The organism is Acidovorax sp. GW823-FHT01C06, from assembly GCF_058798375.1.
In genome coordinates this window covers 165,477-183,904 of the sequence record NZ_JBXAKN010000004.1, presented here as the reverse complement: position 1 = coordinate 183,904, position 18,428 = coordinate 165,477, and the positions used below count along the sequence as shown (strand labels likewise).

Genomic DNA, 18,428 nt, shown 5'->3' with positions numbered 1-18,428 from the left:
TTTTTATGGCTTTGTTTGCGCGTCCGCAAGAAGGTGCGGCCCATCGGGCGTCAAGGTGTCCGCTCCAGAACGCGACACCTGTCACGAAATGGAACAGTTGAAGCCGCCCACCGGCCATCGCTATTGCCCTGGCCCCCGGCGGCCGCCATACTGGCTCGTACACAGGGCGCGTTGATGACGCCCAGGCAGGAGACACACACCATGCGATCCACATCCACATCCACCTCGGTGGCACTGCGGCAGGCCCGCCAGCACCTGCTGGAATCAGGCCAATGCCCCAGCGGGCTTGTGGACGAGCGCCTGGCACGGTCGTGGCAGCGCAGCATGGACAGCGGCCTGCGGCCGACCGGGCGGGTGGGCAGCCCCGACAACCTGGAACAGCAAGCCCTGCGGCAGCTGCGCGGCCACCACCAGGAGTTGCTGGCGCATTCGCGCCCCGTCATGGAGTACCTGTTCGAGCAGGTGCGCGACAGCCAGAGCGTGGTGGTGCTGGCCAGCCCCTGCGGAACGCTGGTGGACACCTGTGGCGACGCCTACTTCCTGGGCAAGGCCGAACGGGTGGCTCTCACCAGCGGCGCCTCGTGGCACGAAAAGCAGCGCGGCACCAACGCCATCGGCACCGCGCTGGCCGAAATGGCGCCCGTGGAAGTGCATGGCGCGGAGCATTTCCTGGAGCGCAACGGTTTCCTGACCTGCGCGGCGGCCCCCATCCTGTCTGCCACGGGGCAGCTGCTGGGCATTCTGGACATCTCCAGCGAGCACAGCCGGGGCAACCCGCACACGCTGGGGCTGGTGAGCACCGCCGCCCACATGATCGAAAACCGGCTGCTCGTGTCCGCAAGCCAGCGCCACATCCGCCTGCACCTGCACCCCCACCCGGAGGGCATTGGCACCGTGGCCGAAGGCATCGCGCTGGTGTCGGAAGACGGCTGGGTGGTCGGCGGCAACCGCAGCGCGCTGGCGCTGCTACGCCTTTCCATCGCGCAGCTGGGCTGCGTCTCGCTGGACCAGATCCTCCATCCAGGCCTAGAGGATCTGTTGTCCCGCCACCAGCGCCGCCCCGACGCGCCGCTTTCCCTGCGCAGGCACGATGGCTCCCAGCTCTTCGGGCAACTGGTGCCCGACAAGCGCACCGTGCGCCCCCTCGCCCCCGCCGCGCCCTCCAGCGCTCCCCCGGATGCCCTGGCGCGCCTGGACACCGGCGATGCGCGCTGGCGCATGGCGGCAGCCAAGACACGGCGCATCCTCGACAAGCCCATCCCCCTGCTGCTGCAGGGCGAATCGGGCGTGGGCAAGGAATGGTTCGCGCGGGGCGCGCACCAGAGCGGACCGCGCCGCGACGGCCCCTTCATCGCCATCAACTGCGCGGCCATGCCGGAGGCGCTGATCGAGTCGGAGCTGTTCGGCTACGCACCCGGCACGTTCACCGGCGGGCGCCGCGAAGGACGCCTGGGCCTGCTGCGCGAGGCCCAGGGCGGCACGCTGTTCCTCGACGAGATCGGCGACATGCCGGCGGCCCTGCAGACGCGGTTGCTCCGGGTGCTGCAGGAGCGGCAGGTGGTCCCCCTGGGCAGCGGCCACCCGGTGGCCGTGGACTTCGCCCTCATCTGCGCCTCCAACCGCAAGCTGCGCGAGGAGGCGGAGCAGGGGCGCTTTCGCGCCGACCTGTACTACCGGATCAATGGCCTCGCGGTCGAGCTTCCACCCTTGCGTGAACGCACCGATTTCGAAGCGCTGAGCGCGAGGATGCTGGAGGACATCGAGCCCTCCCGCGCCCTGCGGCTGGCGCCGTCGCTGATGGCGATGCTGGAACAGTACCCCTGGCCCGGCAATCTGCGGCAATGCGCCAGCGTGCTGCGGACCACCTGCGCGATGCTGGAGCCGCACGAGGAGGTGCTCGAATGGCACCACCTGCCGGACGACTTCCAGGACGAACTCCGGCGGGCCGACCGGTTCTGCGCGCCAAAGGAAGCCCCGCACCCGCCGCAGAACCTGGACGAACTGTCTCAATCCGCCATTCAGCAGGCCCTGGAGAGCTGCCGTGGCAACGTGAGCCACGCGGCACGCACCCTGGGCATCAGTCGCCAGACGCTTTACCGCAAGCTGGCAACGCGCAGGGAGAGGCTCGCCCACCCGCCCGGGTGACCAGGCCCCTGCCGCGCCACGGCGCTGGCGCTGCCGCCGCCCGCGCGCGGGGATCGCGGGGCCTTACGGTTGCCGGTCTCCCTTGGCGTATTCCTTGAGCGCATCGATGGCCTCTTCGCGCGTGGCCCAGGAGGCATCGCGGACCGGCACATTGTGTCCGTCTATCAGAAGGCTCTGCACCGTGTAGCGCCCCTGCGGCGTCCTGCAGAGCACCGCGGAGTAGGAGCTTGCATCCGCCGTGCCAAAAACGTTCTCTTCCTCGAGTTCACCGGGCATGGAAACCTCCTCATCCGTTCGCCACGTTGGACCTTTGATTGTCGGCAGCGGAGTCCGCCAACGGTGTAGGCCAATGGCCCCTTGCGCCTTCTTCGGAGGCCGCGGCGCGCCGCTTTCCTACAGACATCGCAGGGCCGCCGCGAAACGATCGAATCCAACGGCCCCGCGGCGCATCCCGCGCTGCGCGATGCCCCGTTAGAAAGTGCGTACATGGCTACCAGCAACCGGGTGCTCTGGAAGGGCGCCATCTCCTTCGGCCTTGTCCATATTCCCGTGGGCCTGCACACCGCCACCACGGAGCAAGGCATTGACTTCGATTGGCTGGACAAGCGGTCGATGGACCCCGTGGGCTACAAGCGGATCAACAAGCGCACCGGCAAGGAAATCGACAAGGCCCACATCGTCAAGGGCGTCGAGTACGAGAACGGGCAGTACGTTGTTCTTTCCCCGGAGGAAATCGAAGGCGCCTTCCCGCGCACCACCCAGACCATCGAGATCGAGCGCTTTGTGAACGCCCAGGAAATCCCGTTCGTCTACTTGGAGCGCCCGTACTACGTGAGCCCCATCAACAAGGGGCACAAGGTGTATGCCCTGCTGCGCGAAGCCCTCGCCAGGACCGGGAAGATCGCGCTGGCAAAGGTCGTGATCCAGACCAAGCAGCACCTGGCGCTGCTGGCGCCCTCGGGACCCGCGCTCGTCCTCAACCTACTCAGATGGGGCGACGAGGTCAAGGGCTTCGAGGGACTGGATCTCCCCGCCCTGAGCGCCACCGCCATCAAGCCCAGCGAGATGAAGATGGCGACGCAGCTCATCGCCGAAATGACCGGCCACTGGAAGCCGGAAGATTTCAAGGACGAATTCCGCCAGCAGGTCATGGACCTGGTGGCCGCCAAGGTCCAGCAGGGCGATACCCGCACGGTCACGCAGCCCGCGCAGGCCGCCACGGGCAGCGCGGAAATCATCGACCTCACAGAGCTGCTGCAGCGCAGCCTCAAGCCCGGAAACCGCCGCCCTGCCGCCAGGCCGGCGGCCAAGGAGGGCGGCACGGCGCCGCGCAAAACCGCGCGCAAGCGTGCCGCCGCCAAGGCGCCTTCCGCGCAGCGCAAGAAGGCGGCCTGATGAAGCGCGCGGACGCGGCACACGCACCACAGGCCCCGGCGACGCGATCGCCCCGCGCCAGGAAACGCGCCAGATCGCCACAGCCCGGACCGCGCATCTCCCACGGCGAGCGCGTGATCGATCCGTCCACGGGGTTCACCAAGATGGACATGGTGCGGTACTACGCCAAGGTCGGCCCCTTGATGCTGCAGCACCTGAAAGCACGGCCCGTGGCCCTGGTGAGGGCCCCCGGGGGCGTGCCGGGAGAACTCTTCTTTCAGAAGCACCAGGAGGCCGAGGCGCTGCCCGGCATGCGGAGCCTGGGCCCGGCGCTGGACGAGGGGCATGCGCCCTTGCTGGAAGTGGTCTCCCCACAGGGCTTGCGCAGCGGGTCGCAGATGAACGTCATTGAATACCACACCTGGAACGCGCTGAAAGACAGGATGGAGCGCCCCGACCGGATGACCTTCGACCTGGACCCGGGCGAAGGCGTGGCATGGGCGGATGTGCGTGAAGGCACGCGGCTGCTGCGCGTGCTGCTGCAGGAACTGGGGCTTCCCGCCTTTTTGAAAACCAGTGGGGGCAAGGGCCTTCACGTGGTGGTTCCGCTCAAGCGCCTGCGCGACTGGGACACGGTCAAGGATTTTTCCAGGGCCATCGTGCTGCACCTGGCCGAGACGATCCCGCAGCGCTTCGTGGCCAAGAGCGGTCCGCGCAACCGGGTGGGCAGGATCTTTGTGGACTACCTGCGCAACGGCCGCGGTGCGACGACCGTGAGCGCATGGTCGGCACGCGCACGGCCGGGAATGGGCGTTTCCGTGCCCGTCGGTTGGGAAGAACTGGATGCGCTGACCAGCGCCGCGCACTGGAACGTCCGGAACATCGACGCGAGGCTTGGCGTGGGCAATGGCCCCTGGCAGGCCTACGAAGGGGCCGCGGTGAGTTTGACACCCGCGATGAAAGCGCTCGGATTCCGGCCCGGCTGACGCGTGCCCGCGCTCCCGGCGCCGGCACGGGGCCGCACAGGATCAATCGGGCACGGCGGCCGGGCTCAGGCCAGCATCAAGGCCGGGCCGGGCTGGCCCGAGGCTTCCAGCTGCAGCGCGGAACTGGACAGCTTGAACGTCGCGACCGTTTCGACCAGCCTTCGGGACTGGATGCTCAGGCTGGAGGCGGCCGCGGACATTTCCTCCACGAGCGCCGCATTTTGCTGGGTGGCCTGGTCCATCTGATTGACGGCCACGTTGACCTGGCTCACGCCCTGGCTCTGCTCGGTTCCGGCCGCGCTGATCTGCGCCACCGTCTCGGTCACCCGCTCGATGGACGAAACCACTTCCTTCATCGTCTGCCCCGCGGCGCCCACCAGCACGGTCCCGGCCTCCACGCGCTCCACGCTGGTGGCGATGAGGGCCTTGATCTCCTTGGCCGCCGCCGCGGAGCGTGCCGCCAGGCTGCGCACTTCCGAGGCCACGACCGCGAATCCACGCCCCTGCTCGCCAGCCCGGGCGGCCTCCACGGCGGCATTGAGGGCGAGGATATTGGTCTGGAAGGCGATGCCGTCGATGACGCCGATGATTTCGGAGATCTTCTTGGAGCTTTCGTTGATGCCGCTCATGGTGTCCACCACCTTGGACACGACGTCGCCCCCCTGCTTCGCGACCGTGGAGGCGCTCTGCGCGAGCACGTTCGCCTGCAGCGCATTCTGCGCATTCGTCTGCACGGTGGAATTGAGTTCCTCCATGGCCGCCGCCGTCTCCTCCAGGGCGCTCGCCTGGTGCTCCGTCCTGGTGGACAGGTCGCCATTGCCCGTGGATATCTGCGCACTGGCCGCCGCCACGGTCTCCGAGCCGCTGCGGACCTGGCTGACGATCCGGGTCAGCGAGTCCTGCATCACGGCCAGCGCCGCGAGCAGGGGACTGAATTCATCACGCGAGCCGTCCGTGACCGGGGTGGTCAGGTCGCCGTCCCTCACGCGATTGGCCACGGCCTGCGACGCGGCCACCCTGCGCCGCAAGGTGGCGCCGATGTGCCAGGAGAACAGCAGCAGCCCGATCGCCACCGCCGCCACGGCACTGACCAGCGCGCGAAGGGTCAGCTTCACGTCCCGTTCGATCTCGGCGAGGCTGGCTTTCAGCAGCCCGGCCTGGTGCTCCTTTTCCTTGGCGAGGACGGCAAGCACCGCATTGCGCGTGGGGATCGTGGAGGCCACCAGATAGTCAAACGCCGGCTCCTTCTTTCCATCCTTGATCAACTGAAGGTTCTGCTCGGCCACGTTCCAGAACGCCTGCAGCCCTTTGGACAGCTCGGCGTTCAAACCCCTCTCGGCGGCGGTGTCCGCGGCCTGCACGAAGCTGGCGAGGTCCGTGTCGATCAAGCGCTTCTTGTCGGCGATGTCCGCCAGCGTGGCCGCCAGCTCTTGCGGCGTGCGCACCAGCATCGCATGGCGCATCTGGAGCGAAGACCGCGTGACGTTCAGCTCCATCGCGCTGGCCTGGAGCTGGCGCGGCACCTCTTTGCCGGCCACGAGTTCTGTCTGGCGCGTGACCTCCCCCAGGTAGAGCCAGGCCAGGAGCACGATCCCCGCGAGCCCCGCGATCAAGAGGAAGGAAATGGCATGAAGGCGTCTGGCGATGCTCATGGTCTTATCTCTTTGAATGGCCCCGGCCTGACCGGCGCACTGAAATGACTGAAAGCAACTGCAGCAATGGCGACAATTTGCAACCGGACTGCGGTACGGCGGATTGAACGCGCTTATGGGACAAGGGTCAAGAGGATCCGCCCGCGGGCGCCAGCGATGGACCGGGCGGTTGTCGGGCTATGCTGGAGACATGGACAAGCGCAAGACCTTGGTGATCGTCTATCACTCCATGACGGATGGCTCGCGCCAGATGGCCGAGGCTGCGCGCGAGGGCGCAGCCTCCGATGCGGCGGTCGCGGTGCGGCTGCTGCACGCCGCGCAAGCGGGGCCCGCGGACGTGCTGGCCGCGGACGGGCTGATTTTCGCCACGCCCGAGAACCTGGCAGCCATCAGCGGTCAGCTCAAGGATTTCTTCGACCGCAGCTATTACGCCGTGCTCGACCACGTCAACGGCCGGCCCTATGCCAGCCTGGTCTGCGCGGGCAGCGACGGACACAGCGCGGCAAGGCAAATAGAGCGCATCGCCACCGGCTGGCGCCTGCGGCCCATCGGGGATCCCCTCATCGTTTGCACCCATGCCCAGACCCCCGAGGCCATCCTCGCCGTCAAGCACATCGGCGATGAAGATCTGCTGCGCTGCCGCACCCTGGGCGAAGCGATGGCTGCGGGGCTGGCGCTGGGTGTGTTCTAGAAGAACGAACGGAGCCCACCTTCCCGGAACAATCGGGTTTAATGACGCTTTGCACGAGACCGCAAATGACCCCCCTCCTGATCGTGGCTGTGTTGGCATCCTCGGCGGCCGCGGCCGAGGCGCCCTCATGGCTCACCGTGGTGGGAGACCCCGCCAATGCCTTCGTGGACACGCTGGAGGTGGATGCCACCAGCGCCATCGCATTTGAATCCATGCGCCTCGTCAAGCTCAGGGTGAACCGCGCCAGGCCACGCACGGGCTTTGATGACCAGCCCTACCACTCCTACTACTCCACGGCCGTGGTGGACTGTACCGGGCTGAAGGCGTGGCACCGCTCCATCGCCCTGTTCAGCAAGCCGCTGTGGCACGGAAAGATGCGCGTGGTGGAGTATGCCGAGAGCGACGGCCGCAACCTGGCCTTCGCGGAGATGGCGCCCAACCCCAGGGACCGACTGATCAAGGCCGCCTGCGCCATCGCGCTGCAGAGCCCCTGAAACCCTGGAGTTTTCTGCCGCGCCACTCTCCGCCCGGCCGTGCCAATTTGCTCGCCTCCCCATTGGCTGGCGGCTGGCAGCCCCGCCGAATTCTGCCGGCGTGGCCCGGGCGCATCAGCGCCGCATGCACAAGGCCGTCTGGCCCGGCATGCCGAAATCCGCCGGGCGCTTTCCGGTCTCTGACCCGGTCCTTTGGCGGGCTCCTACACCGGCCGCTGCCGCAGGATTCGACGATGGGGGTGTTTTCACTCCGGCGGCGGCAGGAACACTCTTCAGCTCCTCCCGCCTGCGCAACCAGGATGCGTGCACAGTGCGTGACCCCATTGCTACCACCACGGCCCCGATCGCCGCAATGCCGCCGACCGGCATCAAAGGCACTTCCCACCGGGTTGCCCCCCTGGGAAACCCGCCGGTTGTAGGCGGGACCGTGATGGCGGCCACCCCTGCATTCGGCAAGGCCGAAATCCAGGCGGCCGCGTTGAAGCCGAGCGCCACCGCGCTGGTGCTTGTCGATTTCATCAATCCGATGCGGTTTCCCGGCGCGAACGCCTTGCTGCGCGGCGCCCTGGAGGCGGCGCATGCCACGGCGCGGCTCAAGCGCCGGCTCTCGGCCCAGGGGGCGGTGGCCATCTATGCCAACGACAACTATGGGATCTGGAGGTCTGACTTCAAGGATCTGGTGAAGGCGTGCCAGGCCTTGCCTGGTGCGCGGGGCGAGATCGCCACCCTTCTGGCGCCGGGCGATGGCGACCTGACGGTCCTGAAACCCCTGCATTCCGCTTTTCACTCGACGCCGCTGGACCATCTGCTCAGGCAGATGCAAACGCAGCAATTGATCGTTGTCGGCCTGGCGGCGGACATGTGCGTGCACCTGACGGCGATGGATGCCTACATGCGGGGGTTCAAGGTATGGGTGCCCGCCAATTGCACGGCGGCCGAGCACGAACCGCACAAGCAGGCCGCGCTGCACCAGATGTCGCGGGTTCTCAAATGCTCCATCCGCAAGGCATGACGTTCTTCGCGGCCGTGCTCGCCCTGAGCGGCCATGAGGGCCACCAGAACGCCACCTGTAGGACGCGCCCAGCCGGCAAGCCGGCATTCCTCTGACGCCCGCTTCGCGGGCCGCTCGGATAGTCTAGCGATCACCGGCGCACCGGAAGGATGTCGATGCCGGTCGGTTTCACGGGTGCAGATCAAGACGGGTAAGCCTATGGACGTTTTTCAGCTGGGCGGTGCGTGGTGGGAGATGCCATTGCGGGCCGCCATCATCTATGCGGTGCTTCTCCTGCTGGTACGGATTTCAGGCAAGCGGACGGTGGGCCAGTTCACCCCCTTCGATCTTCTGGTGGTGATGCTGCTGAGCGAGTCGGTGTCCGCAGGTCTGAACGGTGACGAGAAGTCCGTCACGGCAGGACTGCTTTCCGCAACGACGCTGATTGCGCTGAATGTCGCCGTCGCGGTCATCACCTCCCGCAGCGAACGGGTTCAGCAGTGGGTGGAAGGCCGTCCGGTCCTGATCGGCAGCAACGGGGAAATCTTCACGGATGTGTTGCGCAAGCACCATGTACCGCTGTGCGACGCGCAGCGTGCGCTGCGTGAAGCGGACTGCGACCCGAAAGACATGCAATTTGCGTTTCTTGAAGCAGACGGGCACATCAGCATCCTGCAGAAATCCGGGAAGAATGCGTGAGGCAACCGCACCGGCGGGAGCTACCCACGCACCTTGCATGCCGCAGAGATCATTCCCTTGTAAGGCTCTCCCGGCACATCCTTGAACAGCACGGGGGCCTTGCCTTCGGCGTACTCCTCGCGGCCCACGGCGTCGCCCTTCCAGGCCGGCAGCCCATAGTAGGTGAGCCACACATACCACGCCGTTCGGGAAGGGCAATGGACCACCACCCTGGCATAGTACGAGCGGTACTTCTGCCCCTTGAAGGAAGTCCGGGTCCTGTCTCTTGAAACGCGCAGATCGAGTACCACGCGGTGGTCCAGGCCCACGGGCTCGGGGCGCACCTCGATCAGGTTCTTTTCACCCTCCTGGCGGTCGCCATGCAACGTGAACCAGACGTCCTCGGCCTGCGCCGGAGACGACATGGCGGCTATGCACAGGAAAGTGGCGCAGATCATTGGGAGAACCCCGCTCTGGGACAAGGCCGTGTGGGAGGGTGGCAGGCAAGAGGCCCCCGCGCGCCCTCAATGGCGCCAATGCGGCCTCGGCAGCAGTTTATCGGTGCTTGCCGCCACGTGGAGACCACCCACAAAAAAAGGCCCCGATGGGGCCCGTTGTACTGCCTTGCGCTGCGGTGAAAACACTTCCCATGGCAGCGGCACCCGCGAAGTGCCGCCACCATGGAAAGGCCCGCAACTGCGTCAATTCAATTACATGGCGCTGAATTCGCCGTGAGGGATCTGGCCGGTGCGCACGGCTTCGGCTGCCTGGGCGCGCACGGCGCTGCGGTCGGCCGTGGATTGGTAGGTCACCACGCGGGAGCCTGCTGGCTCCATGTTGTGGGTGCGAGCTTCGACAACGGCTTCCGCCTTCACTTCGGCACGGGTGCGGTTCGTATCGAACTGCAGGGCGAACTGCGAGGAGTCGGCTTCGTCGGCGTGGGCGCCAAAAGAGGCGAAAGCGGCAACAGCGGCGATGGAGAGGAAACGGGCGGTGGTGTTCATGATAGAAATCCTTAAAGAAAAGCGTCTCAAAAAAAGCCGGAACAAAGCGCGAAGAGCCATGCTCACGACTGCTTCAAACCGGGTTCGGTGAGTCGCCTTGCGGGTTCGGCTCATCGATGGGTTGAACTGTACGCCGGTGGCGTGCACAGAAAAACCATCTGGTCGCGAACTAACCGTTCCAGTATCGGAAACAATCTCCGGGAACCAAATCCAAGGCCGGGTTTCCGGCCGCACTGGTGAAGGCTACCCAGCCTCGGCGTCCTTCGGACGGCCCTCCTTCGCCGCGTGCGCCACCAGGTCAAGCGGCCCGCAGCTGGCTCTTGCGCTCGATGATCCGCGACACCAGTCCGTACTCGACCGCTTCCTCGGCCGACAGCCACCGGTCCCGCTCGATGTCCGCCAGCACCACGTCCAGCGGCTTGCCGGTTTCCCGCGCGATCGTGCGCGCGATGCGCTCCCGGGCCTTGACGATCTCGCGGGCCTGGATGGCGATGTCGCTGGCCGGCCCGCCGGAGCCGCCGCTGGGCTGGTGGATCAGAAAGCGTGTGTTGGGCAGGCAGTAGCGCCGCTCGCGTGGGGCCGCCAGGTACAGATGAGTGGCCGCGCTGCCGACCCAGCCAGTGCCGATCATGTTCACCGGTGCTGCGATGAAGCGCACCATGTCGTGGATGGCGTCGCCCGATTCCAGGTGTCCGCCGGGCGAGCTCACCAGCACGTCGATGGGTTCGGCGCTGTCGGCGTCCAATGCGATAAGCCGGCGCGCCACGTCGGCGGCCACCAGGTCGGTGACGGTGCCGAAGATCAGCAGGGTGCGCGACTTGAACGCCTTTTCCTCCAGATAGGAAGTGCGCGGCTCGGTGGCGCTGGGCGTCGTGGCGGTGTCTGGGGTGTTCATGGGCGGGATTCCTCGGGATGGTGGAACTGCCTTGACGAACGAAGCGCGGATTTCGTGACACGCGGGCCCCGGCACGGCTGTGGCAAGATTTGCAGATGCATGACGAACGCCAGCCGGCCCTGATCGACGCTGACCGCCGCCGCCTGGTGCGCGCGGCCTCCCGCCTGCTGGGCCCCTCGGATGCCGAGGATGCCGTGCAGGACGCCTATGTCCGCGCGCTGGAGGCCGACGCGCTGGAACTCAACGCGGCCCAGGCCTGGCTGCTCACCGTGGTGCGCAATCTGGCCGTCGACCGCCTGCGCCGGCGCCACTGGATGCAGCAATGGCTGGCGCAAGCTGTCGCCAGCCACCCCGTGCATGCGTCGCCATCGGCCGAGATGGATGCGGCGCTGGCGGAGGATGCCTCCCGCGCGCTGCGCCTGCTCGCCGCCCACCTGGCGCCAGCGGACGGGGCCGTGGTGCTGCTGCACGAAGTGTTCGAGCTCGGCCATGCCGAGATCGCCCAGGCCAGTGGCCGGTCCGAAACCGCCAGCCGGCAACAGCTGCGGCGGGCACTGTTGCGGCTCCGGCGCGCGGGCAGCGGGTTGGAGCCTCGGCCATCGCCCGAACGCGAATCGAGCGAAGAGGTGGTTTTCCGCATGTTCCTGCAATCGCTCCGGCTGCGTGATCCGCAAATACTGTGGGCGATGCTCGGCCAGCCGCCAGTCAGTGCGTCTGCGCGGGCATGCTTGGCCGCCGCCGAAGCCATCTCCGCGCCGGCCGCGACCTCCTGTGGCGTGGTGCAGATGGGCGGGCAGCTTGGCCTGGTGCTCACGCTGGACGGCGTCAGGCTGTGTGTGCTGCCGCTGGGCGTGCGGACTGAGCACGAGCCGGAAACCGTGGCGCTCTAGCGGCCGCCGCCAGGCCCGCCCCGCGCACGATGGCCAGGTTCAGGGCCATAGGCGGCACCTGGCCCGGGTAGCCCGTGACATCCGCGCTATCTGGCAAGAAGCATGGGGCCTTTGGCCGCCAAAGGGGTGCACCTTGCGTACACTGGGCCCATGACCGCCACCTTCCCTCGAACCGCCGCCGCCCTGACCGCACCGCTTCGCGCGGCGGCATGCGCCTGCGCGGCGGCAAGGAAGGCGCACCGTCAGCCAGCGCCAGCACATTCCTGAGCCCGGCGGCACCTTTTCCCCCTTTCAGCGCAGACATCCACCGCCGGGCACCCGCCTTGCGCGGTAGCGGCCGCCTTTTGCCCACAGGGCAACGGCCGGACTCGATGGAGTGCTTTTCATGCATACAGCGGATCACGGCGGGCGCACGCTCACCGAACCTGATTTCCCTCGCCGGTCGCGGCTGAGAGTCGCGCAGCTTCCCGCATTCCTTGCGGACCTGCCCCACACCGCAGAGATCTTCCGCTCCCGCGCCCTGCATGCCGAGGTGGCCGCCACACATGGCGAAACGCGCGCAGCCACGGCCGCGAGCGTCCGCCACCCGCCCGAGGCCTGGGGCGACTACGCCAGGTAGCCCCGCGGCAAGCAGCCACCGCGGCCCGCGGCGCGCCAGATGCACGTCCCCTCGCCGATCTCCATGCCCGCCCTGGTCTCGCCGCGCATTGGCGCCGCCGGCCGGCGCCGCTCTTTCAGAAAGCAGTTTTCCCCATGATCCCTCGCTCCATCCTTGCCGTCACCGATTTCTCCCAGCAGGGAGGCCACGCACTGGCCCGGGCTGCGCTGTGCTGCGCCGAGCACGGTGCGACGCTGAAAATCTCCTACCTTGCCGACCCCGGCGAGGAGCCGCCTCCGGACACGGACGTGCGGCTGGCACATCACGCGGTGCAGCTGGGGCAGCGCCACGACATCGCGGTGCAGGCGGCAACGCAGGCCGCAGGCGATGCCGAACAGGTCGCACGCTGGGCGGCTGGCGCCGATCTGGTCGTGTGGGGCACGGCACCCGTGCGAGGCCTGCGCGCCTGGTTCACCACCCATCCGGCCCTCAGGATGCTGCGCGCTTGCCCACGCCCCGTCATCGTCGTGCGCAATCCGGCCCACCAGCCGTACCAGGGTCTGATGGTGGCCGTGGACTTCTCGCGGATGTCTCACGGCCTGGTCGACCTGGGCCTTGCGCTCCATCCCTCGGCACGGGTCGAGCTCTTTCACGCCATCAGCACCGCCGACGAAGGAAAGCTGCGGTATGCCGAAGTGTCGGAGCGCGCCATCCAGCTCTACCGCGAACAGTGCCGGCGCTCCGCGCAGGACAGGATGGTCACATTGACGGATTCGCATGATGCACGGCGCAATCGGCTGTCGTCCTCCATCGGGCGGGGAGACCCCGTTCGCCAGATTCTGGTGCAGCAGCAACACAGCGCGGCGGACCTTGTCGTCGTCGGCAAACACCCGGCGTCGATGGTGTCCGACCTCCTGTTCGAGAGCGTTGCACAACGCCTGCTCAGGGAGGCACGCGTGGACGTGCTGGTGGTGCCACACGGCTTTCGACCCGCGTCCCGCACCTCTGCCGTGGAGCGGCTCGCGCCCGACCTTCCCGTGCGCCGCGTCAGGGCGGGCGCCCCACTGCGGCCGCACGCACCCGGCGCGTCGCCTCGACGCCAGAGCCCCTGACACGCCCGCCCAGAGGCGGGTCTCCACCAGGCAAGAATGCTGTGGCCGGTCACCAGAGACGGCGGGAACGCAAGGGGCGCGCCCCGCCCCCGACGATGCACGGTGGATGAACACCCACAGTTCGCTCCAGGGCGAACCGTGCTCTCGCGCCAGCGGGCAGCATCGGTGGTCCTGCGGTCTTCACCGCGCCTGCCACTCTTGTCCGCATGTCTTCCACCCGCCGCCCCGTCTTCTATGGCGACACCGTAGTCCGCGCAGCCTTCGTCATTGCACTGCTGGGATGGGGCGCAGGCTTCTACGGCCCGCCAGTCTTCCTGCACGCGGTCATGGCGCGCACCGGCTGGTCCCTGTCCCTGGTGTCTGCTGCGGTCACCTTTCACTTCCTGGTGGGTGCAGGGGTCGTGATCTGCCTGCCAGGATGGCATCGCCGTTTCGGCATTCCCGCGGCGACACAGGGGGGCGCCGTCGTGCTCGCGCTCGGAGTCGCTGGATGGGCCGCCGCGGCACAGCCCTGGCAGCTTTTTGTCGCGGCGGCATTGACCGGCGGTGGCTGGGTTCCCCTGGGGGCAGCAGGCATCAACGCGATCATCTCGCCCTGGTTCGTGGCGCGGCGGCCTCTCGCGCTGGGCAGGGCATACAACGGCGCGAGCGTGGGGGGCATGGTGTTCTCCCCCCTGTGGGCGGCCATGATCGAACGCTACGGATTCCCCGTGGCAGCGCTTTGCGTGGGCACCGTGCTGGTGGGGATGGTCGCACTCATCGCGCACACGGTGCTGCCGAAGTCACCCTCCACACAATCGCAGGTGGCGGATGGAGCCGACGGCAGCCATACGGAAGCAGGCGCGCCCCCTCCAGCACGGGACGGTACTCTTCGATGGTCGGACCGGGGCTTCCTGACCCTGGCGGCGGCCATGTCGCTGGGATTGTTTGCCCAGATCGGACTGATTGCCCAGCTCTTCTCGCTCATGGTGCCGGGGTTGGGAAGGCAGCAGGCCGGCGCCATCATGGCGTTGGCCACGGGGTGCGGAATGGGCGGGCGCCTGGTGATGGCCCGCGTGGTGGGGCCACGGGCCAACCGCAGGCTTGCCGCGGCATGCAGCTACGGCGTGCAGGCCGTGGGGACTGCACTGATGCTGCTTGCGGGCGCGCACCATGCAGGCATCCTGGTTCTGGGCATCATTCTGTTCGGCCTGGGCATCGGGAATGCGACCTCGATGCCACCGCTCATCGCGCAATCAGAATTCGCCCCCCCGGAGGTACCACGGGTCGTTGCGCGCTGCGTGGCGGTGGCCCAGGCCCTCTACGCGTTCGCCCCCATGGTTTTTGCGGCGGTACTCAGCCACGGGGCAGCGGGTGCCCCACTGCTGGGCACCAACACCGGGCCTTTTTTTGCCATGGTGCTCTTGCTCCAGGTTCTTGCCGCCGCCTGTGTCCTGGCGGGTGGGACGGCCGCGGCGCGCCGCAGGTGAAAGCGTGGCGTCGGACTCCGGTTCATTGCGGCTTGCGGCATACCGGCCCTGGCGCGGCGGCCATCATGCAAGCTTGCCCATCCGGCGTTCCGTGCGCAGGCGGAAGGACTCGGAAAACTCGTAGGAGGACACAGGGCGGCTGAACAGGTAGCCCTGCCCTTCCTGGCAGCCGCAATCCTTCAGGTAGTCGCGCTGCATTTCGGTCTCCACGCCTTCCGCCACGGTTTCAAGATCGAAGCTCCGGGCCATGTCCAGAATGGCGCGGACCACCGCGGTATCCCGCTCTGACTCGGGCGTGCTCTGGACGAAGGAACGGTCGATTTTCAAACGCGTCACCGGGTACTTCTTGAGGAGGCTGAGCGACGCATAACCGGTGCCAAAGTCGTCAAAGGCGATGCCGACGCCCATGCCCTTGATTTTCTCCAGCACGCCCAGCACCAGATCGTCGTCATCGAGAACGATGTTCTCGGTCACTTCCAGCTCCAGGGCATGCGGGGGCAAGCCATGCCTCTGCAAGGTGGCAGCCACCTCCGCCGCCATGTCGTTCACCCGGAACTGGGCGCCAAACAGGTTCACGCCGATGCGGAAATCGGTGGCGCCGCAGCGGCGCCAATGCGCTGCCTGCGCACAGGCTTCGTCGAGCACCCAGAAGCCCACCACCGATGCCAGGGGCCCGTTTTCCAGTGCGGGCAGGAATGCAGCGGGCGAGAGCAACCCGCGTTGTGGGTGCTGCCAGCGAATCAGGGCCTCCGCACCGCGCAGGGAGCCATCGCTGAGCCTGATCTGGGGCTGATAGAACAGCACGAACTCGCCCTCGCTGACGGCGCGGTGCAGCTCGATGCTGTACAGCCTCCGGGCCGTCGCCTCCATGCGCAGAGTCGCGGCATACGCGAAGACCTGCCCTCGCCCATAGCTCTTGGCCTTGAACAGGGCGAGGTCCGCGTTGCTGAAAAGCTCCAGTGCTTCCTGCGCATCGCCCGGCGCCGCGGCCAGTCCGCAGCTCGCGGTGATGCGGATTTCGTGCACGTTCACGCTGATGGGCTCGGCAAGGCTGTCGACGATGCTCCGGGCCGCCGCCATCGATTCCCGATGGCTGGTGCAGCCGGGGATGAGAACCGCGAATTCATCGCCGCCGGTGCGCGCCACGGTGGCCAGCAAAGGCACGCACTCGACCAGGCGCTGGGCCGCTTCGCGCAAGACACCGTCGCCCACGCCATGTCCCAGGGTGTCGTTCACGTCCTTGAAGCCGTCGATGTCGACAAGCAGCAGGCATGCCCCGGCGGATCCCGCCAGTGCTTCTTCCATGCGCCGGTACAAGCTCGCGCGGTTGGCCAATCCCGTGAGGAGGTCGGTCGTGGACAGCCGCCGGAGCTCCGCGGACTGCCCTGGGTGGCTCGACAGGTCCTGCAGATGGGCGTGGAAGGTCAGCTTGCCTTTGTCGCGCCAGCAAAAAAGCGCCACGCCCAGCGGGAATTCCGAGCCGTCCTTGCGCACCCCGGCCAGGCCGTCGGGAACCACCAGCCCGTCCGCCGTGCCGGCGGCGGCGGCCTGCGCAATGAGGCATCCCACCGCGGCGCGGTGGCGCTCCGCCAGGAAATCCACGACCAGGCGGCCCGGACCGTCCGCCGGAACATGGCCGAAGATGGACGCGGCGGCCTTGTTCCATGCCATGACACGCAAGCTCTCATCGAACCAGACCACCGCCGTGGGCGAGGTTTGCGCATCGTCCTCGAAGGGCCGCCGGGCGCGTTCGGTGGAGTGTTCCAGCCTGCGCAATTCCAGACGGTCGCAGGCCATCTGCGCGAGATCCGCGAGCCGCGCACGGTCGTCGTCCGAGAAGTCGAAATGGGGAACACTGTCGATCACGCACAGCGCGCCCAGCGCCAGCCCGCCAGGGGAGTACAGCGGCACTCCCGCATAGAACCGCACGCCGGCGAATCCGGTGACCAGCGGGTTGTCATAGAAACGCGCATCCCGGCTCGCGTCCGGCACCACCATGACCTCATTCCTGGCGATGGCGTGCGCACAGAACGATACGTCCCGCCGCATGTCCACGCGCTGGCCTTCGAACCCTGTGCTGGCCGCGAAGAACACATGGTCGTCGCCAATGAGGTTCACGGCCGCAACGGGCATGCCGAAGATCCTGGCCGCGATCTGGACAACCGAATCAAGGCTTGGCAAAGGGCGATCACCATCAAGTCCGTAGTCGGAAAGCGCCTGAAGGCGGGCTGCTTCCGACTCGAGAATGGGGGGACACTTCAATGCAACATCCTCCAAAAAGACGCCGCCCGCCGCTACGCGCAACGGTGCTTGCCAGTGGCTTGCCGGCGGGAACGGCACCTCAATATCGTCAAATCTCCACCTGGCCGCAAGTTTTTTTGGCACCCCGGGTCCGGCGGGCCAAGGGTTGCGAGCACCGCGCAGGGATGGGGCTTTCGCCGCGGCCTGCGGGCGGGCCTAGGACACGAACCGCTTGAGCGCCTCTTCAAACGCGGGCACGTCCGCCCCCACATGCGTGGTGTTGTACTCGGCCTTGTGCATCACCAGGCCCGGCAGGCTCTGCGAGGCCATCTGATTGAAGAGGGGGATGCTGACCAGCGGGTGATTGCCGCCGCTCGCACCCGCCAGGAACAGCGTTGTGGGCAGGGGCTTGCCGTCGATCTGCTTTTCAAACGCCAGCACGCCGGCGGGGCTGGTGTGCTCGCCCACGCTGCATTCGGTCGAAAGGTAGTGTGAAAAGCTGGGCGCCACGCCTGCGCGGGCCTCCAGTATGAGTGCCGCCACCACAAAGTAGCCCCCATGGGACAAGCCTGAGAGGGCCCTGCGCCTGGGGTCGGCGCGGTACTGGCGCTCCACGGCGGGCACCAGTTCCTTCACGATGAAGTCGAGGTACCTGGCCGCACCGGGCATGAGGAAGTCGATGCCCCGCCATGCAGTGCCCCCAATGCCCACCAGGATGGCCTGCGTACCCAGCCGCTGCATCACCGCCTTGAACGTGTCAAAGCGCGAGATATTGGGCCCTCCGTACTGCGCATCGCCCTCGGTCGCATAGATGACGGGCAGCGTGGCTGTGCCCGTGGCATAGGCCTGCGGCAAAAAGACCTGGATGGGGTACGTGCTGCCATTGAAGGCCGACTTCATGGTCGAGTTGATCACCTGCCCCACCTCTGGCGGCGCCTCGCCGTCGCCCGAGCCTCCACCGCATGCCGCCAACGTGGCCGCGACCGCAATGAGCGCCGCGCGGCGCGTCTGCTGGAATTCTGTGTGCACGTTCTGTCTCCTCCTGTCGAGGCATTGTGACATCCGGGTTCGCGGCGCGCAGGGGCTGTACCGGAGGCGGAATGATTGTTCTCAATACTGGAACAGTTAGTTCGCGACCAGGTGGTTTTTCTTTGGATACCCCAGGCGTACAGTTCAACCCATCGATGAGCCGAACCCGCAAGGCGACT

18 protein-coding genes are annotated in these 18,428 nt (G+C 67.2%); 11 read left to right on the top strand and 7 right to left on the bottom strand.

The genetic code is table 11. The annotated features are described in order from the left end of the window. Positions 1-201 precede the first annotated feature (201 nt). Positions 202-2,145, top strand: coding sequence for a sigma-54-dependent Fis family transcriptional regulator (locus AC1RCS_RS11310; protein WP_492244604.1), 1,944 nt, complete (start codon positions 202-204; stop codon positions 2,143-2,145). 63 nt (positions 2,146-2,208) lie between these two features. Here AC1RCS_RS11310 and AC1RCS_RS11305 read toward each other — a convergent pair whose 3' ends face one another. Continuing rightward, positions 2,209-2,421, bottom strand: a complete 213-nt coding sequence (locus tag AC1RCS_RS11305) for a hypothetical protein (RefSeq protein ID WP_369643377.1) — start codon at positions 2,419-2,421, stop codon at positions 2,209-2,211. 210 nt (positions 2,422-2,631) lie between these two features. Between AC1RCS_RS11305 and ku the strand changes: the two genes are divergently transcribed. Further along, positions 2,632-3,540: a non-homologous end joining protein Ku gene (ku, locus tag AC1RCS_RS11300; RefSeq protein WP_492244605.1), complete on the top strand. Its 909-nt coding sequence runs from the start codon at positions 2,632-2,634 to the stop codon at positions 3,538-3,540. 113 nt (positions 3,541-3,653) lie between these two features. Further along, entirely contained in the window at positions 3,654-4,505 is an 852-nt protein-coding gene (gene ligD / locus AC1RCS_RS11295) for a non-homologous end-joining DNA ligase (protein ID WP_492244606.1), read from the top strand. A 65-nt stretch (positions 4,506-4,570) separates the two neighbouring features. Here ligD and AC1RCS_RS11290 read toward each other — a convergent pair whose 3' ends face one another. Further along, positions 4,571-6,157, bottom strand: coding sequence for a methyl-accepting chemotaxis protein (locus tag AC1RCS_RS11290; RefSeq protein WP_492244607.1), 1,587 nt, complete (start codon positions 6,155-6,157; stop codon positions 4,571-4,573). Between the two features lie 190 nt (positions 6,158-6,347). Between AC1RCS_RS11290 and AC1RCS_RS11285 the strand changes: the two genes are divergently transcribed. The 4 genes from AC1RCS_RS11285 to AC1RCS_RS11270 all read left to right on the top strand — a co-directional run bounded on the left by AC1RCS_RS11285 (position 6,348) and on the right by AC1RCS_RS11270 (position 9,032). Beyond that, positions 6,348-6,848, top strand: a complete 501-nt coding sequence (locus AC1RCS_RS11285) for a flavodoxin family protein (RefSeq protein WP_492244608.1) — start codon at positions 6,348-6,350, stop codon at positions 6,846-6,848. A gap of 65 nt (positions 6,849-6,913) precedes the next feature. Continuing rightward, a complete protein-coding gene (locus tag AC1RCS_RS11280; RefSeq protein WP_492244609.1) occupies positions 6,914-7,342 on the top strand; it encodes a surface-adhesin E family protein in 429 nt (142 codons plus the stop codon). A gap of 124 nt (positions 7,343-7,466) precedes the next feature. Beyond that, a complete protein-coding gene (locus AC1RCS_RS11275) occupies positions 7,467-8,354 on the top strand; it encodes a cysteine hydrolase family protein (protein WP_492244610.1) in 888 nt (295 codons plus the stop codon). Between the two features lie 198 nt (positions 8,355-8,552). Further along, positions 8,553-9,032, top strand: a complete 480-nt coding sequence (locus AC1RCS_RS11270) for a DUF421 domain-containing protein (protein ID WP_218339758.1) — start codon at positions 8,553-8,555, stop codon at positions 9,030-9,032. Between the two features lie 20 nt (positions 9,033-9,052). Here AC1RCS_RS11270 and AC1RCS_RS11265 read toward each other — a convergent pair whose 3' ends face one another. The 3 genes from AC1RCS_RS11265 to AC1RCS_RS11255 form a co-directional block, all read right to left on the bottom strand. Beyond that, a complete protein-coding gene (locus tag AC1RCS_RS11265; RefSeq protein ID WP_255591045.1) occupies positions 9,053-9,436 on the bottom strand; it encodes a surface-adhesin E family protein in 384 nt (127 codons plus the stop codon). Positions 9,437-9,721: 285 nt separating this feature from the next. Further along, a complete protein-coding gene (locus tag AC1RCS_RS11260) occupies positions 9,722-10,015 on the bottom strand; it encodes a DUF4148 domain-containing protein (RefSeq protein ID WP_218296153.1) in 294 nt (97 codons plus the stop codon). A gap of 298 nt (positions 10,016-10,313) precedes the next feature. After that, a complete protein-coding gene (locus tag AC1RCS_RS11255; RefSeq protein ID WP_218296154.1) occupies positions 10,314-10,910 on the bottom strand; it encodes an ATP-dependent Clp protease proteolytic subunit in 597 nt (198 codons plus the stop codon). A gap of 95 nt (positions 10,911-11,005) precedes the next feature. Here AC1RCS_RS11255 and AC1RCS_RS11250 point away from each other — a divergent pair, with 95 nt between their 5' ends. From AC1RCS_RS11250 to AC1RCS_RS11235, 4 genes are all read left to right on the top strand, one after another. Next, positions 11,006-11,800 (top strand): sigma-70 family RNA polymerase sigma factor, encoded by a 795-nt coding sequence (locus AC1RCS_RS11250; protein ID WP_492244611.1) that lies wholly within the window; start codon positions 11,006-11,008, stop codon positions 11,798-11,800. A gap of 385 nt (positions 11,801-12,185) precedes the next feature. Then, positions 12,186-12,419 (top strand): hypothetical protein, encoded by a 234-nt coding sequence (locus tag AC1RCS_RS11245; protein ID WP_492244612.1) that lies wholly within the window; start codon positions 12,186-12,188, stop codon positions 12,417-12,419. Positions 12,420-12,553: 134 nt separating this feature from the next. Next, on the top strand, positions 12,554-13,510 hold the full coding sequence (locus AC1RCS_RS11240) for a universal stress protein (RefSeq protein ID WP_492244613.1): 957 nt from the start codon (positions 12,554-12,556) through the stop codon (positions 13,508-13,510). 206 nt (positions 13,511-13,716) lie between these two features. Beyond that, positions 13,717-14,979, top strand: a complete 1,263-nt coding sequence (locus AC1RCS_RS11235; RefSeq protein ID WP_492244614.1) for an MFS transporter — start codon at positions 13,717-13,719, stop codon at positions 14,977-14,979. A gap of 63 nt (positions 14,980-15,042) precedes the next feature. Here AC1RCS_RS11235 and AC1RCS_RS11230 read toward each other — a convergent pair whose 3' ends face one another. Together AC1RCS_RS11230 and AC1RCS_RS11225 are read right to left on the bottom strand one after the other, a co-directional pair. After that, complete coding sequence (locus tag AC1RCS_RS11230) at positions 15,043-17,160, bottom strand: putative bifunctional diguanylate cyclase/phosphodiesterase (RefSeq protein WP_492261991.1); 2,118 nt, start codon at positions 17,158-17,160, stop codon at positions 15,043-15,045. Between the two features lie 276 nt (positions 17,161-17,436). Beyond that, positions 17,437-18,249: an alpha/beta hydrolase gene (locus tag AC1RCS_RS11225; RefSeq protein ID WP_492244616.1), complete on the bottom strand. Its 813-nt coding sequence runs from the start codon at positions 18,247-18,249 to the stop codon at positions 17,437-17,439. Positions 18,250-18,428: the final 179 nt, after the last annotated feature.

What these genes read in the sequence shown, in the direction of transcription:
- AC1RCS_RS11310 (WP_492244604.1), top strand. Translation starts at nt 202, where the DNA reads ATGCGATCCACATCCACATCCACCTCGGTGGCACTGCGGCAGGCCCGC.
- AC1RCS_RS11305 (WP_369643377.1), bottom strand. Translation starts at nt 2,421, where the DNA reads ATGCCCGGTGAACTCGAGGAAGAGAACGTTTTTGGCACGGCGGATGCA.
- ku (WP_492244605.1), top strand. Translation starts at nt 2,632, where the DNA reads ATGGCTACCAGCAACCGGGTGCTCTGGAAGGGCGCCATCTCCTTCGGC.
- AC1RCS_RS11290 (WP_492244607.1), bottom strand. Translation starts at nt 6,157, where the DNA reads ATGAGCATCGCCAGACGCCTTCATGCCATTTCCTTCCTCTTGATCGCG.
- AC1RCS_RS11285 (WP_492244608.1), top strand. Translation starts at nt 6,348, where the DNA reads ATGGACAAGCGCAAGACCTTGGTGATCGTCTATCACTCCATGACGGAT.
- AC1RCS_RS11280 (WP_492244609.1), top strand. Translation starts at nt 6,914, where the DNA reads ATGACCCCCCTCCTGATCGTGGCTGTGTTGGCATCCTCGGCGGCCGCG.
- AC1RCS_RS11275 (WP_492244610.1), top strand. Translation starts at nt 7,467, where the DNA reads ATGCACAAGGCCGTCTGGCCCGGCATGCCGAAATCCGCCGGGCGCTTT.
- AC1RCS_RS11270 (WP_218339758.1), top strand. Translation starts at nt 8,553, where the DNA reads ATGGACGTTTTTCAGCTGGGCGGTGCGTGGTGGGAGATGCCATTGCGG.
- AC1RCS_RS11265 (WP_255591045.1), bottom strand. Translation starts at nt 9,436, where the DNA reads ATGTCGTCTCCGGCGCAGGCCGAGGACGTCTGGTTCACGTTGCATGGC.
- AC1RCS_RS11260 (WP_218296153.1), bottom strand. Translation starts at nt 10,015, where the DNA reads ATGAACACCACCGCCCGTTTCCTCTCCATCGCCGCTGTTGCCGCTTTC.
- AC1RCS_RS11255 (WP_218296154.1), bottom strand. Translation starts at nt 10,910, where the DNA reads ATGAACACCCCAGACACCGCCACGACGCCCAGCGCCACCGAGCCGCGC.
- AC1RCS_RS11250 (WP_492244611.1), top strand. Translation starts at nt 11,006, where the DNA reads ATGCATGACGAACGCCAGCCGGCCCTGATCGACGCTGACCGCCGCCGC.
- AC1RCS_RS11245 (WP_492244612.1), top strand. Translation starts at nt 12,186, where the DNA reads ATGCATACAGCGGATCACGGCGGGCGCACGCTCACCGAACCTGATTTC.
- AC1RCS_RS11240 (WP_492244613.1), top strand. Translation starts at nt 12,554, where the DNA reads ATGATCCCTCGCTCCATCCTTGCCGTCACCGATTTCTCCCAGCAGGGA.
- AC1RCS_RS11235 (WP_492244614.1), top strand. Translation starts at nt 13,717, where the DNA reads ATGTCTTCCACCCGCCGCCCCGTCTTCTATGGCGACACCGTAGTCCGC.